The organism is Candidatus Brocadia sp. (genome assembly GCA_021646415.1).
Classification (GTDB): domain Bacteria; phylum Planctomycetota; class Brocadiia; order Brocadiales; family Brocadiaceae; genus Brocadia.
In genome coordinates, this window is record SOEU01000020.1 from 1 (window position 1) to 14,784 (window position 14,784).

Genomic DNA, 14,784 nt, shown 5'->3' on the forward strand with positions numbered 1-14,784 from the left:
TGTGATATCGATAGTCACTTATCATATTATTTCAGCTTGAAACAACTCGCTTTTGAAAAATAGTGCCTGCTAGGGTTTCTTTTTCAAACTTTTTTGTCAAAGAACAGTTTCATTTGGCACAGTCTGTGAGCGCGTCCGGGGAGTTCACCGTCATGCGCCCGCAAAAGGAGTTCTCGCAACTCGGTGACCAGTGGCGTTCGCGGGTTGGTCACCGTGCACCGGTCGGCAAAGGCAGTCTCAGAAAGATGCACAAGATGGGCGTTCAGCTCCTCACTCGCGATATCCATGTCTTTCAGCGTCGACGGAACGTCGAGCATTGACAGTAGATCGCAGACCGCCGCCACCGACAGCAACGATGGTGTCGGGGTGAAAGCTGGCCATGTCTTCTGCGCCGCGTGAGACCACGCCAGGTTCGGGGTCGGCCTCGATTCCCTGGAAGACTCGAGTCGCGATGCCGGCACTTTTGAGGAAGCTTAACGCTCGCGCGATGATCCCGGAGTGAACGGCCGAATTGGCCGCGACGACGAATGCCCGTTTTCCCGGAAGTCGTGCAAGAAATCTCAGTGAACCTGGTTCGAAATAGATTTCGGGGGGCATCTTGAACCAGCGCAGCCTCAGCTTCCGCCTGGCCACTCGCTTGACGTTGATGAGATCGCGCGCACTGACGTTTGGCTGCGGCACGATGGGAGGCAACCCGACCACAGCAAACGTCAGTGAGGGAACATAGGTGTTGTACAGATCGCCGGGACCGCCATGGCTCGAAGACGAGTTGGCCAACAGGCGGGTGGTGCGGACACGGTTGCTGAACACGCGAATGGCGTTGGCATCTTCGCTGTGAATGACGGCCGTGTGCCCCAGTTCACCGTGAGCAATGATCTGCTCGCAGCGTTCGATCGCCTCTTGCTGATTTCGGGCGAGATAAAGTGAGAGAATCGGGCTCAGCTTCTTTCCCGAGAGCGGATATGCGGGGCCAACACCGTCGAGTGGTGCGATCAGGATCTTCGTTTCCTTCGGTACCGAGAGTCCGGCCATCTCGGCGATCTTCTCGGCAGGCTGCCCGATAATGTCAGGGTTGATCGCCTTCGTTCTACCAATGGCGACGGCTGACAGTTTCTGTACCTCGTCCGGGTTGAGAAAGTAGCACCCCATGCTGCGCAGCAGGCTGACCACCTCGTCGCTGATTGCACGATCGACCACCAGGGATTGCTCCGAGGAGCAGATCATCCCGTTATCGAAGGTCTTGCTCAAGACTAGGTCGGTGACTGTCCGCCGCAGATCGGCTGTCTTATCAATGTAGCAGGGGGTATTTCCGGGACCGACACCGATGGCTGGCTTGTCGCTGCTGTAGGCGGCGTTGACGAGCGATGCCCCGCCGGTTGCGAGAATCATGGCGACTTTAGGATGGGTCAGAAGCGCGGTGATCGCCTTGCGGGATGGCGTTTCGATCCACTGGATGCAGTGCGCGGGCGCACCTTCGCGGACGGCTGCGTTGCGCACGATTTCGGCCGCGTGCTGACTACAGTTGTGCGCGCAGCGATGAAAGGCGAAAATGATCGGGTTGCAGGACTTCACAGCGATGATGCTCTTGAACAATGTTGTTGAAGTAGGATTGGTCACTGGTGTGATGGCCGCTATTACCCCGACTGGCTCGACGACCTCGAAGTAATCGTCTTCGGTGCTGTCGCGAATGATGCCGACGGTCTTTTCGTGCTTTATCATATTATAAACGTTTTCGGTCGCATACAGGTTCTTGAGCGCCTTGTCTTCGTAAATACCTCTGCCGGTTTCGTCCACCGCCATTCGCGGCAACTTGAGGTGTTTGTCGATCTAGAATTGGGACGATGTCATCTGCTTTGGAGAGGGTTAACGGACTTATATCTACATAGGGATCGATTTCCGGAACAATCCTCAGATCGACATTACCAAGATATCGAACGGCATTGAGAGAAACCTGCACCTCAGTAAGTCTCCCATGAGAAATGATTGTGTTCGCATTATCCCAACTCCGATGTACAGGTGGGGCAGCGTGAGCGGAATTTAAACATGAAAGTAAAAGCAGTAGTAATGCTTCGCAATACTTTAGACAGAATAAATATTTTTTTCATAAACAATCACCTCGTTCTTTCCTTTACTTGCTTGAGTAAAATTAAGGTGCGTATTACACCCGGTCATGCATTCATAAATCATTACCTTCTTTTCCGCCACTAAGTAAGATCCATTCTAACTTTTTTATAGCTTGTAGAGGTGCTGCATTGCAATGTGTCTCTACAAAAGACCAATTTTTTCCTTTGGTCGCTCAAGGTTTACCTTTATCGAAATGTTCCGAATGTCAGAATTTAGCAAAAAAAACACCAAAACACAGCAAAATGTAAATATTTTACTGAATTGTTTGCAATGCTTTGAATTTTAACGATGTATGAAAGCAGTAAAACTGCTATAAATTAGTGATAGATGCATTCAAGGGAGATGCAAAAGTGTGATGTGGTACATAAATGTGACGTCATATAAGTGTGTTTATGTCATACCTAACAAAACAAGCGGGAACGTGTAACGCAAGATGAGATGATAGGAAATTGTTTTTTTCATTATGAGGCAAAACTAAATAAAAAAGAAGAAGATTGTAAGTGTATTTACTCTTTTAGTTAAATTAAAGATCAGAAAAAAGAAAGAATGATATGAATTTATAGGAGAATGACAAGAGGTTGGGTAGTTTGCGGCAAATTACCTGATTTTTCACAAGAATTTGACGGGGAATGGACAGGCTATCCCTGTTTCCTGCAATATTAAAGGTATAAACCATATAGTTCAGTTTGTCATGATACAGGATTCATCATAACCTGGAAAACTATCTGCCTGTGCATCGCACGCAGACAGGTGGTGTGAGATTGCTCTTTTTTTGCGCAACCGCAAGATTTGTTTGAATACCAATCGTAATTACACATCATCTGAAATGTTTTTTCCGGGATGTGCTGCGTAATGGCTGCTATAAACTCTGCCTCTGTATAGAACTGAAAGTTTTTCTTGTTTTTTGCCGGATGTCATTTTAGAACGATACAGAACCGTACTTTTGCTCAAACCGTTCTTTGCTGAGAATCCTGAAAAACCCTTCCGGAAAATCTTTGACGCTTTGTTGACGGTGAAGGTGTCATGAAGTGTTCCCCATCAATAATTTCGTGCTTCTTATCATCTTCTGAAAAAAGGAGATAATCTTTGCAGGTGAATTATTTTCTGGAAATAAATGATTCGATGAAGAGGATGCAAAGGGTGAGAAAGAGGATGGGGCCCCAAAGGGTCTTTTTGGCTTCTCCCAGGAGTACGTCGCGACCTTCATCGATATGGGAGGTTGTTATCGTAAGGTTTGTACCACCCATGAGGGCTGTAATCTCTTTTTGATCTATTTTGTCCAGGTTGGATTCGGTAGCATCTACATTCACGGGAAATATTTGGGGTAATTGTGGATGTGGCTTCCCATTCACAGTAACAGCGTAAATCCCCGGGATATTGGTCTCGTTGTATAAAAAAGAATTTTCGTTATTAATGAATTGTGGTTGCAGGACGGTTTTTGTTCCTTCGGGATTGGTTATTTCTATGGTATTAATATCGTAGGGGCAAGGGAATTGCCAATCGTGTTTAACCAGGATTTCTTTTTGTATCTCTTCTGTTAAACTTCCCGATACATATCTACACAGTTGTTGCATGAGAGGGAGGAAAAAGGGCTTTACGGGGAGGTCCGTCCAATCTCTATCAATCGATGACGTAAAGAGCGCAGTCTTTCCTCGTTCGACTTGCCGTTCAATAAGGGCAGGGGTACCATCGGAAAAGGAAAGTATGGCCCTGCAATTTCCTAAGGGTGTTGGATCAACATAAAATATCCGATAAAATTTTACCAAAGACAATGTGTTCATTTGGGTTTCGGAAAGGATGTTTATAACCGGGTGTATTGGTTCAGTCGTCTTTAGATGAAGGGGTTGTTCTTCCGATAGTGGACTGTTACTGGAAAAAGTCCTCGTAGCGTGAAGTCGATGAGGCAGGAGGGCGCCGAACGAGTTATTGTAGTAATTGGCATCCACCTTATTGCCAAGGGTAAAAATTACCGATCCCCCCTCTTGTACGAACTTCTCAAGCTCATGGATCTTTTCAAACGGTAAGGTTTCGACGTTGCACAAAAAGATAATATTGAAATCGGTAAAGGTAAAGTTATTCACTTCGTGTATAGAACATATCACCGGTTTGATCGGGGATGCGTGTTCACGGCCAGGGTTTAATGCCTTTTCAAGATAAAATGTTTCACTTTCGTAAATAATTGTCCTGGGATCGCCGTCAATCAGCAGGGCATCTAATTTGTGCGACTTATTTATTGTGAAATATCGTTTATTGTCTACATTTAAATTGTCCCCAGAAATCTCAATCCAACCTACATGGTCTTTCCCTTTTTCTACGTTAAAGAAAAAATCCTTCGTTTCTGATGTGTTGGCTTCGATATTGAAAAATCCTTGAGTTGCTTTTTCCCCATCAATAAACACTTGTGCCAGGAGGTCTTTAGCACGGGTGGGTAAAAAATTGGATACGGTTACCTTGATATGGCCTTCTGCATTCTTTTCTAATATGTCAAGTTGTGTTTCAACTTGGGTAATGGCGATGTTTTTGAGTGTTTTACCTTCCGACATGTCCACGATGTGAATTCTGGACACGTATCTTCGTAATTTTTCTTGCGCGCTCTTGAACCAATTAGGATCCCAGCCGTTTCGTGTCATATCCGTAAGCAAAAATATTCTTTTCACAGGTGACTTTGCACTTGTTAAAATTTCGATTGCCGCATCAAGTGCAGGTGCAATCTGAGTGGTCGTAAAACTGGGTTGCACTTGCTCTACGAAGTTTAAAAGATGTTTTTTGTCATAGTCGAGTTCTGGCAGGACGTGTGATGCTATACTGGAACAGGTAATTATCGCGGCATCATCGTCTTTCGTTAGGGTATCTATGATCTTCTTTGCGGCAGTTTTTGCAGATACGAAAAATGACTCATGGCGGTCTGAATACTGCATACTGTAAGAGTCGTCTATGATAATGATGTTGCTTGTAGGGATGTTTTTTTCTGCAGCTCCACCGCCAAAGCCCTTTATAAAGGGCTTGGCAAGGGCCATGGCAAGGAAAACAAGCAGAGAAGCCCTGAGGATTAAAAGGATCAATTGACGAAGTTTGAATTTTACATAGATACGTTTGTTGGTTTCTAATATAAAATCAATGGCAGCAAATTTATGCGATATTGCCTTTTTCCTGTTTATGAGATGGATAATGATGGGGATGCTTGCGCCCAGGATACCCAGTAACAAAAGGGGATTAAGAAAGGAGATCATATTTATAAAAAATCAAAAACAAAGATAAAAAATTAAAAATACATGTCAAAATGAAAAATTACCCAGTCTTTTAAAGTAAGTATACTGAAAGCTAATGTGTTAGCAATTATTATTTTCCAGTTGTGAACTTATCTTTGAATTTTGATTTGTCATTTTGCATTTTGATTTTTTACTTTTGACTTTATATAAAATCGCTGAACTACTATTCAAAAGAAACAAAGGTTTTGGGCTGTTGATAATAGAGATTACTTCTCATCGACTCTCGGGGGGTGGGCGCTGGTACTTTCTCTTCTTGCGAGAAACTTGATTAATGCCTGATCCAGCGGAGTTGAAGTATCAATGAGCCAGTAAGCTATGTGGTTTTCAAAGCAGGATTGTTTGAATTGTTCGAGAAAGCGGTTGATCTCAGAAAGATATCTTTCTTTAATAGACTGAGGATCTGCCAGGACACGCCTTTCATCTTCCATAGATTCAAAAAACGTTATTGTTTCGAAAGGGAATGTCAACTCATATGGATCGAGTATATGGAACAAGATAATCTCATTTTTCTTGAACTGAAAATATTTCAACTGATGGAGTATTTTTTTTGTATTGTCAAAAAAATCAGATATGATAATGATTAAAGAACGGCGACCAATCTTTTCGACGAATTCGTTTAATATGGCACTGGCATTTGATTTACCGGCAGTCTTTAATTCTGTGAGTGCATTCAGCAGGACATGCAAGTGTGTGAGTCGAGACCTCGGCGGTATGTATTGCAGTACCTTGTCGCTAAAGCTGATCAGCCCGACTAGGTCGGATTGTTTTAATAATAAATAGGCCAAAGAAGCTGTAAGGGTTGCAGCGTATTCAAATTTGCTGATACCCGTTGATTTGTATCCCATTGATCCGCTACTGTCAATAAAAATATAACATTTGAGGTTCGTTTCTTCTTCAAACTGTTTGATATAATATTTGTCTGTCTTTGCCAGTACCTTCCAATCAATATGTTTTACCTCATTTCCCGGTGAGTATTCTTTGTGTTCGAGAAATTCGATACTGGAACCTTTGTAGGGGCTTTTATGAATACCAGTCAAAACTCCATCTACCAGAAGTTTTGCGCGTAATTCCATGTTGGTTATCTTTGAGAGGGTTACTGGGTCGAAGGGGTTTTCTGGCATAGAGTTAATTTGCCTTAAAATAAGTATGAATTTTGGGGACTACATCTGTTTGTTTTTTTAATTCGTGTATATTATGGGTGTTCTTTTATGGTGTCGAGTAATTGGTCAATGATGTGCGAGGATGTTTTTCCTTCTGCCTCTGCATTGAAATTCGTGATGATACGGTGTTGCAGTATAGGTTTGGCAATTGCCCGAACGTCGTTGCAAGTGGCTGCATATCTGCCGTCGAGTAATGCACGTGCCTTGCCTCCAAGGATGAGATATTGAGAAGCGCGGGGTCCCGCCCCCCAACTAATCCATTTTTTAACAAAGTCGGGTGCATTGAGGTCAGTTGGCCTCGAAGCCCGAACTAATCTTATGGCATATTCAAGCACATAATCGGCTACAGGTACCCTTGTTACCAGGTCCTGAAGGCCCGTTATTTCCTCGGGATTGAAAATTTTTGCAACTGTTGGTTTAAAAAGAGATGTTGTATTTCGTACAATTTCGATTTCCTCTTCTTTGGAGGGATACTTGACATCGATTTGGAACATGAATCGGTCCAATTGTGCCTCTGGTAAGGGATATGTGCCTTCCTGCTCGATGGGATTTTGCGTAGCGAATACAATAAAAGGAAGATTGAGCGCATAGGTGGTTCCGCTAGCGGTAACCTTGTATTCTTGCATTGATTGAAGCAGCGCTGCTTGTGTTTTCGGAGGCGTACGGTTGATTTCATCGGCAAGGAGAATATTGGAGAAGATCGGGCCTTTGATAAATTTAAAAAATCTTTTTCCCGTGGCATGGTCTTGTTCTAAGATGTCAGTGCCAGTAATATCTGCTGGCATAAGATCGGGAGTAAATTGGATGCGGTTAAATTTTAGGTTTAAAACATCTGCAAGGGTGCTTACCAGCAGTGTCTTTGCGAGTCCCGGTACTCCCACAAAGAGACAGTGCCCTTTGCAAAAGAGGGCAATGAGGAGATAATCGATTACCTCTTCCTGCCCTACGATGACCTTTGCAATTTCTTTTTTTATCTTATGGCATCCATCGACAATTTTTTCGATGGCCTGTCGGTCTATTTTTTCGATTTCAGTGGTGGTCATAATAACAAATAGGAAGTGCGCCGGTGCCGAAGCTGCTCAGATAAGCCCAAAACTGAGCCGATTACTACCAAGGCTTTTCCCCAACACCGACGCTTTATTATTATTACCAGAAATTAGGCTATTTGTGAATGAAAAATTTAAAAAAGTTTTTAGAGAGTAATTTTTTTCGCTATGGCTGAAATAAGCCAATAGGTGTTTTTTTTGTTTGTGATTTAAAATCAGTTTGTAAATCCTATTTTACACAGAGATTATAGAAAAGGATGAAGAATATAGTGAAGAATGGCAAATTATGCCAATATCTTCACTACAGGATGCCGATGCCATTATTGTTCCAGTTGAAAATGAATTATATCTCTTTGTTGACAAAGAATATAGAAATAGCAAAATGTGGCATAAAATACCTTACAAATTTTTGTAAATCACGATGGGAATAATAATTGCTTCTATTAGATTAGTTTGGTTAAATATTTTAGCTTTTTTGAATATCATTTTGTGTAAAAGTTTACGGAAGGAGGTGGACATAATATAAAATAGAAAAATTATTTAATTTGTTGTAATTAATTTGGATAAAAGGTAGTATTTTGCGAGGAGAGGGGCGAAATCTATGAAATTTGTTACTAATAATAAAATAATGATAAGTATGTGGTTATTGGTTATAATTTTAGGAATATTTACATTCGGATTGGGGATTGTTGAGGCAAGCGACCCAAATGGTTCAGCAACTTATACAGATAGTATTGACGGATTGAAATATGCTGTTAATTTTACCTGGACATTGGTGGGGGCTTTTTTGGTCTTCAGCATGCAATCGGGATTTGCCTTTTTAGGTGGATTTTTAAGGCAAAAGAACATGCTGGGTTATATGGCACATTGTTTTATCGATTCCACGTTCGGTGCGGTAGTATTCTACCTTTTCGGATTTGCCCTGATGTTTGGGGGTTCTAAACTGCTGCCGGGACTTGAGTATGGTAATTCTTTTATCGGCTGGGATGGGTTTTTCCTTAGTGGGAGGTCATATGATGTCCAAACCATTATGTTCTGGCTCTTCCAGATGGTGTTTGCTACCAAGACAGTTTCAATTATTGCAGGTGCCGTGGCTGAAAGGATGAAATTTGTACCATACATCATATATAGTTTCCTGATGTGTGGCTTAATTTATCCAATATATGGACATTGGGTGTGGGGTGGTGGATGGTTAAGCATGCTTCCGATCGGTGCAGGAGTAAAAGACTTTGCAGGATGCGCTTGTGTCCACACCATTGGTGGAATTGTGGCGTTTGTCGGAGCATGGGTATTAGGACCTAGAAAAGGAAAGTACAACCCCGATGGAACGCCGAATGCCATTCCGGGTCATAATCTTGTTTATGTGGTGATAGGGACCTTGGTGCTTGCCTTTGGCTGGTTTGGTTTCAATGCCGGGAGTACGCTTGCTGCGACTGATTTGCGCATATCTGTAGTCGCAACGAATACCTTTATTGCAGCTGCTACGGGTGCTTCCATAATGCTCTTTGTTCAATGGGCAATGACCGGCTATATTGACGTGCCTTTCATTTGTAACGGTGCGCTTGCAGGCCTGGTTGCCATTACCGCTCCATGTGCTTATGTTGCTCCCTGGTCAGCTGCCGTTATCGGACTTCTTTCCGGTTTGATCATGAGGGGCGCATTTTGGCTGGTTGAGTTTGTGTTTAAAGTTGACGACCCACTTGGCGCTGTAGCCGTCCATGCGGCTAATGGTATCTGGGGTATGCTGGCTATTGGTATCTTTGCCGACGGTACTTATCAGGGAGTAACCGGCTTAATAATGGGTTCCGGGTGGCAGTTGCTCGCTCAGTTTATTGGGGCAATTGTTGCCATAGCATGGGCATTTGCCTGGGGCGCTGCTGTATTCTTCTCGTTGAAATATACCATGGGTATAAGAGTTTCAGAACTTACTGAGGCAGAAGGTGTTGATGTGCATATTCACGGTTCTCCATGTTATCCAGTTGAAGAAGAGTTCCTTACGCCTCTGACAGGTGAAGCAGCGATTGATTTGGCGCAGGAAAGAGCACAGATATCTCTGCTTGAAGAAGCCCTAAGCAAGGATAGGGAGAGAGAAAAGATTTATTCGGAAAAACTTGGCCGATGGGTGTATGCAAGGCTAAAGACGGAAAAAAACAAGACAAAATGAGGTAATAGACTGCATTTGTGACTTTACTGTAATTGGAAGATATTTGAATGGATGGAGGTTTTTTTTCATGAAAAAGATCGAGGCTATAATTAGACCGGAGAAATTTAACATCGTCCGAGATGCTTTGACCGAGTTGGGTTATCCGGGGATGACTGTTACCGAAGTAAAAGGGCACGGTAGTCAAAAAGGTATCAGTGAAGTATGGCGTGGAAGAAGATACCGTGTAGATCTCTTATCAAAGATTAAAATCGAGATTACTGTTAAGGATACCGATGTGGATAAAATTGTTAATACGATCATCAACGAATCCCAGACTGGAAGTATTGGGGATGGAAAGATATTCGTTTTCAACGTAGAGAACGTATATCGCATCCGTACAAAAGAGTCTGGTGAGGCGGCAATCTAAATGTCGTGTCAGAAGTTCAACGTTGTGTTGCTGGTATTGTCCCGCTTTTGCCGGGACAATATCAGCAGTTTTCAAGAAAGTAGAAAATTGAAAATTCATACTTTTATATTCGTCCTGCTGTGTGGTCTGCTGGTTTTCCATGTCATCGATGTATTTGCCGGGGATCCAAATGGTGCTAATACCTATTCAGAAAGTATACAGGGATTAAAATTTTCGGTAAACTTCGCATGGACGTTGCTGAGTGCCTTTTTAGTTTTTAATATGCAAGCGGGGTTTACGTTCCTTGGCGCAGGTTTTATTCAAAAGAAGAATACACTCAATTACCTGGCCATGAGTTTTATAGATTTTTGTGTTGGTGCATTTGTTTTTTGGCTCTTTGGCTTTGGTCTTATGTTTGGTGGTTCACGGTTAGCCCCGGGACTCATGGATGGAAATCAATTCATTGGTTACAGCGGATTCCTGCTGCTTGGGGATTCCTACGATGTGTCTACCTCGGTACTTTGGATGTTCCAGATTATGTTTGCTGCAACTGCCTGTACAATCGTTACGGGTGCTGTAGCAGAGAGATTGAAATTTCATGTGCATGTAATTCACAGCATCTTTTTGTGTGGCGTATTTTATCCCGTATTTGGCCACTGGATGTGGGGTAAGGGTTGGCTGGAGTTGCTACCATTTGGTGTGGGGGCCAGAGATTTTGCCGGTTCAGGGATAGTGCATGGAGTTGGCGGTTTGATTGCATTCGTTGCTGCGTGGATGGTAGGGCCGAGGTATGGAAAATATAACCCTGACGGCAGTCCTAATGTGATTCACGGCCATAACCTGCTCTATATTGTAATAGGAACACTTACCTTGATCTTTGGATGGTTTGGCTTTAATGCGGGGAGTACGCTTGCAGTTACGGATCTTCGCGTATCGATTATTGCGGTAAATACTTTTCTCTCGGCAGCGGCAGGTTCTATAACTCTCCTTTATTTTTCATTTTGCAAGACAAAAAAGTCGGATGTTATTATGACCTGTAATGGTGCATTGGCAGGCTGCGTTGCAATTACAGCCTCCGGAGCATATGTTCCGCACTGGGCAGCAATTATCATAGGCGTTGTTGCTAGCTTAATCACAAGGTTTTCCTTGCATACTATTGAAACCAGGTTGAAGATTGATGACCCGGTGGGTGCTATTTCGGTTCATGGGGCAAATGGCCTTTGGGGTTTACTTTCAGTGGGGATCTTTTCTGACGGGACGTATGGTGGTGTAAAAGGTCTGATTACGGGTTCAGGCTGGCAATTATTAGCACAGTTTATAGCCTGTGTTACATTGATAGCATGGTGTTTTTCTGTAGGTTTTTTGTTTTTCTTTGTTATGAAGCGCCTACTAGGGTTACGGGTACCTGTCAATATCGAACGTTCCGGAATAGATATTTATGAACATGGTACAAGCTGTTATCCTGGGATATGATTTGGGGACTATTGAGATATTGCAAAACTATGAATAGAATTGTATAATTACCCCAAAAATTCAGAAATCCTTTCCAAAAAAGAACTTGTTTGTTTTTTCTTTTATTTTAGTGATGATAAATAAGTTTTTTGCTCTCTCCTGGTATCTTTCCCTATTTTTAATTCTTTTTTAACCATATTACTTAGGTACTGATTTCGTTTCAAACTCAAAATACCTTTTCTCTGGAAAAAAGTCTTTTCTGGGGAAAATTTTGTCATTTCCTGGGTCTTTCCTGTGGTTGCAGGACATAAAAAGACAAAAATCTGTTGTGCCACTGAGTTGTGATGTTGGTTTAAATCGACCATCATTATTAGGTTAGCAAATTTTGTGCAAATTTATATTTCAAAATTAAAATAAGTTGTAATTCGTTTGTTGTCATGTTGTTGTTGGGTTGTGTTGTATATAAATTTTTGTTTGGTATATTTTGTGCGAACCGTTCCTCGTGGGATATGGAACTTTATAAGTAATTTATCCTTGTGCTGACTAATAGTCTGCAACAGTGTCATACATCATCTGTTAGGGCAGCGATGTACAGAGTTATATTTATAACTGTTGTTTGTCGCTGATTTGCGATGGAGGCATTCTCGTTTATCCTGTGATTTTTCTGACACGCTTACAGTGGTAAGCGTTTATAAGTTCAATTATGCATAATCATAAACTGTATTTTTATCTTGGAATTATGGTGCCGGTGCTTATTTCTGGGTTGTTGCCCTTTCCTGTATTTTCTCAGAATTATGTAATTAACGGGATTTCTGAAAAAAAAGATCAAGAAACTGCCGTTAAGGATAGTATTGTGCGGAGGGAATCGTTAATTATCAAAGACAAGCGAGTTTATATCCGAGTAGTGCTTGATGAAGGTGCCAGGAATATTATCAATCATAAGAGATATAAAGAAACACTGTATTTGCTGCCAAAAGAAGTAGTTTATGACCAAATAAGCAAGCGTATTTTTTATTATACGAATAATACCGAGATTGAAATAGGAAGGGAGAAAAGCTTTTTTGGTCTTATGCCTTATATTGCCTTGGCCGATGGTATAACGATCATAAGTTCTCCCACAGATGCCAAGTTGTTAATTTCGGCCAACAAAGATGATAAGGGAATTTTAAAATCGGTAATACATTCCGAAGAAAGCATGGAAGCAACCTTGAACAAGAGGTGTGGTCAATGTCATATATTGGAATATATATTTTCTCATAAAAATTGGGTTGAGGAGGATATACTGCATGTATTTAACAGGATGCAAATGGAGAAGGAAGAAAGATTTACGCAGGACGAACAGAAAGTAATTGATTTATTTAAAAAATATCAAAAAGGTGAAATTGATAGAGGAAAACTTGCCGAGTTTGAGTCACTCAAAGAGATTTCGAAAAAAGATGTTACCGATTTTACTGAAGGTGTATATATAAACAACTGCGTACCTTGTCATAATCCATTAAAAATAACAGACGTTTCGTTATTATACTCAAAACGGAGATGCAAGAGCATCATTGACAGAATGAAGGAAAAAGAGCCTTCTCTCTTTCTGCAAAAAGACATGGATAGTCTGGCTGGTTACTTGTGGGAAATAAAGCTTAGACCTTACGAAAACTAAGTTTTTTAAAGAAAGGGGGTGGTAGGGTGAAATAATTCAGACTTTATGAAGTGTTTGTTTCATCCGGTGAGTTTCATGGTATCGTATTGTATATGGTTTTGCGGTGAGGAGTTAATTTATAACTTTAAAAAGGAGAGGTTTATGAGAAAGGGAGCCTTTTTAGGTATTTCATCGATTATTGCATTGTCGATGATAATGCTATTTGCATCGAATGCGTTGGCAGCTGATGCACCGGAAATCGATAAGGGAAATAATGCATGGTTGCTCACATCGGCAGCACTGGTTTTGATTATGACGCCTGGCCTTGCCTTGTTTTACGGGGGGATGGTAAGGGCGAAAAATATGGTAAATACGATGTGGTTGAGCTTTATTGTTATGTGCATCGTAAGTGTGCAATGGGTACTTTGGGGGTATAGCTTGTCTTTCGCACCGGGGTCGTGGTTTATTGGTGGTCTCCAGTGGTGTGGATTGGGGGCAGGAGCGGTAGGACAAGCACCGAGTGATCTTTACGCAACGTCAGTACCTCATTTAACTTTCATGATATTTCAATGTATGTTTGCTATTATTACCCCTGCACTGATGACGGGTACCTTTGCAGAACGGTTTAAATTTAATGGCTGGCTACTATTAGTCCTTTTGTGGACGGGGGCTGTTTATGCACCTATGGCACATTGGGTGTGGGCTTCTGATGGATGGCTATTAAAGCTCGGTTCATTAGATTTTGCAGGTGGAACTGTGGTTCACATTTGTTCTGGTGCATCTGGTGCTGCATTAATAATGCTTGTGGGGAAACGAAAAGGTTATCCGAAAGAAATAAAGCCTCCCCATAATTTACCGTTCATGATGTTGGGTACTGGTTTGTTGTGGTTTGGCTGGTTCGGCTTTAATGCGGGGAGCGCAGTTGCTGCCGATGGCCTTGCTGCAAGCGCATTTGTAGTTACTAATACCTCCGCAGCAGCAGCAGGATTTACCTGGTCTGTCCTGGAATGGATACATCATAAGAAACCAACGATCCTTGGCGCCTGTTCTGGTGCCGTAGCGGGTCTGGTCGCCATTACACCGGCCTCTGGTTTTGTTGGCCCTATGGCATCAATTGCGGTAGGTGTTGGTGGAGGACTGATTTGTTTCTATTGTGTAACAAAGATGAAAAAAGCTTTGGGATATGATGATGCCCTTGACGTAATCGGGGTGCATGCAATGGGTGGAACCTGGGGTGCATTTGCTACAGGGATCTTTTGTAGCACGTCCGTAAACCCCGCCGGGGTCGATGGTCTGATTTATGGGAATGTTGCTATCTTGGGAAAACAGTGGATTGGTATTCTGGCTGCATGGGCATGGTCTTTTGGTATAACAACGCTATTAGGCTGGTTTGTAGACGTAACTGTTGGTTTGAGGCCAAGCGAATCGGAAGAAATTGCCGGTATGGATATTTCTCAACACAAAGAAATTGCTTACCACTATTACGAAACTGAAAGCACGTAATTATCCATTGTCCTGTTATACTTAGAACAAAATGACCTGATTCGTTGC

At 42.3% G+C, this 14,784-nt stretch carries 9 protein-coding genes; 5 read left to right on the forward strand and 4 right to left on the reverse strand.

Annotated features, from left to right (window positions below):
- Positions 1-270: 270 nt before the first annotated feature.
- The 4 genes from E3K36_13960 to E3K36_13975 form a co-directional block, all read right to left on the reverse strand.
- Positions 271-1,800, reverse strand: a complete 1,530-nt coding sequence (locus tag E3K36_13960) for an aldehyde dehydrogenase family protein (protein MCF6156312.1) — start codon at positions 1,798-1,800, stop codon at positions 271-273.
- A 1,421-nt stretch (positions 1,801-3,221) separates the two neighbouring features.
- Entirely contained in the window at positions 3,222-5,354 is a 2,133-nt protein-coding gene (locus E3K36_13965) for a VWA domain-containing protein (GenBank protein MCF6156313.1), read from the reverse strand.
- 245 nt (positions 5,355-5,599) lie between these two features.
- Entirely contained in the window at positions 5,600-6,514 is a 915-nt protein-coding gene (locus E3K36_13970; GenBank protein ID MCF6156314.1) for a DUF58 domain-containing protein, read from the reverse strand.
- Positions 6,515-6,585: 71 nt separating this feature from the next.
- Positions 6,586-7,596 carry a MoxR family ATPase gene (locus E3K36_13975; GenBank protein ID MCF6156315.1) on the reverse strand — a complete coding sequence of 337 codons (1,011 nt, stop codon included), beginning with the start codon at positions 7,594-7,596 and terminating at the stop codon, positions 6,586-6,588.
- A 604-nt stretch (positions 7,597-8,200) separates the two neighbouring features.
- Between E3K36_13975 and E3K36_13980 the strand changes: the two genes are divergently transcribed.
- The 5 genes from E3K36_13980 to E3K36_14000 all read left to right on the forward strand — a co-directional run bounded on the left by E3K36_13980 (position 8,201) and on the right by E3K36_14000 (position 14,736).
- On the forward strand, positions 8,201-9,763 hold the full coding sequence (locus E3K36_13980; protein ID MCF6156316.1) for an ammonium transporter: 1,563 nt from the start codon (positions 8,201-8,203) through the stop codon (positions 9,761-9,763).
- 67 nt (positions 9,764-9,830) lie between these two features.
- Positions 9,831-10,169 (forward strand): P-II family nitrogen regulator, encoded by a 339-nt coding sequence (locus tag E3K36_13985; GenBank protein MCF6156317.1) that lies wholly within the window; start codon positions 9,831-9,833, stop codon positions 10,167-10,169.
- 87 nt (positions 10,170-10,256) lie between these two features.
- Positions 10,257-11,621: an ammonium transporter gene (locus E3K36_13990; protein ID MCF6156318.1), complete on the forward strand. Its 1,365-nt coding sequence runs from the start codon at positions 10,257-10,259 to the stop codon at positions 11,619-11,621.
- Between the two features lie 682 nt (positions 11,622-12,303).
- On the forward strand, positions 12,304-13,254 hold the full coding sequence (locus E3K36_13995; GenBank protein MCF6156319.1) for a hypothetical protein: 951 nt from the start codon (positions 12,304-12,306) through the stop codon (positions 13,252-13,254).
- Positions 13,255-13,395: 141 nt separating this feature from the next.
- Positions 13,396-14,736: an ammonium transporter gene (locus E3K36_14000; GenBank protein ID MCF6156320.1), complete on the forward strand. Its 1,341-nt coding sequence runs from the start codon at positions 13,396-13,398 to the stop codon at positions 14,734-14,736.
- Positions 14,737-14,784 lie beyond the last annotated feature (48 nt).

Coding starts and splice junctions, on each gene's coding strand:
- E3K36_13960 (MCF6156312.1), bottom strand. CDS start 1,800: ATGGCGGTGGACGAAACCGGCAGAGGTATTTACGAAGACAAGGCGCTC.
- E3K36_13965 (MCF6156313.1), bottom strand. CDS start 5,354: ATGATCTCCTTTCTTAATCCCCTTTTGTTACTGGGTATCCTGGGCGCA.
- E3K36_13970 (MCF6156314.1), bottom strand. CDS start 6,514: ATGCCAGAAAACCCCTTCGACCCAGTAACCCTCTCAAAGATAACCAAC.
- E3K36_13975 (MCF6156315.1), bottom strand. CDS start 7,596: ATGACCACCACTGAAATCGAAAAAATAGACCGACAGGCCATCGAAAAA.
- E3K36_13980 (MCF6156316.1), top strand. CDS start 8,201: ATGAAATTTGTTACTAATAATAAAATAATGATAAGTATGTGGTTATTG.
- E3K36_13985 (MCF6156317.1), top strand. CDS start 9,831: ATGAAAAAGATCGAGGCTATAATTAGACCGGAGAAATTTAACATCGTC.
- E3K36_13995 (MCF6156319.1), top strand. CDS start 12,304: ATGCATAATCATAAACTGTATTTTTATCTTGGAATTATGGTGCCGGTG.
- E3K36_14000 (MCF6156320.1), top strand. CDS start 13,396: ATGAGAAAGGGAGCCTTTTTAGGTATTTCATCGATTATTGCATTGTCG.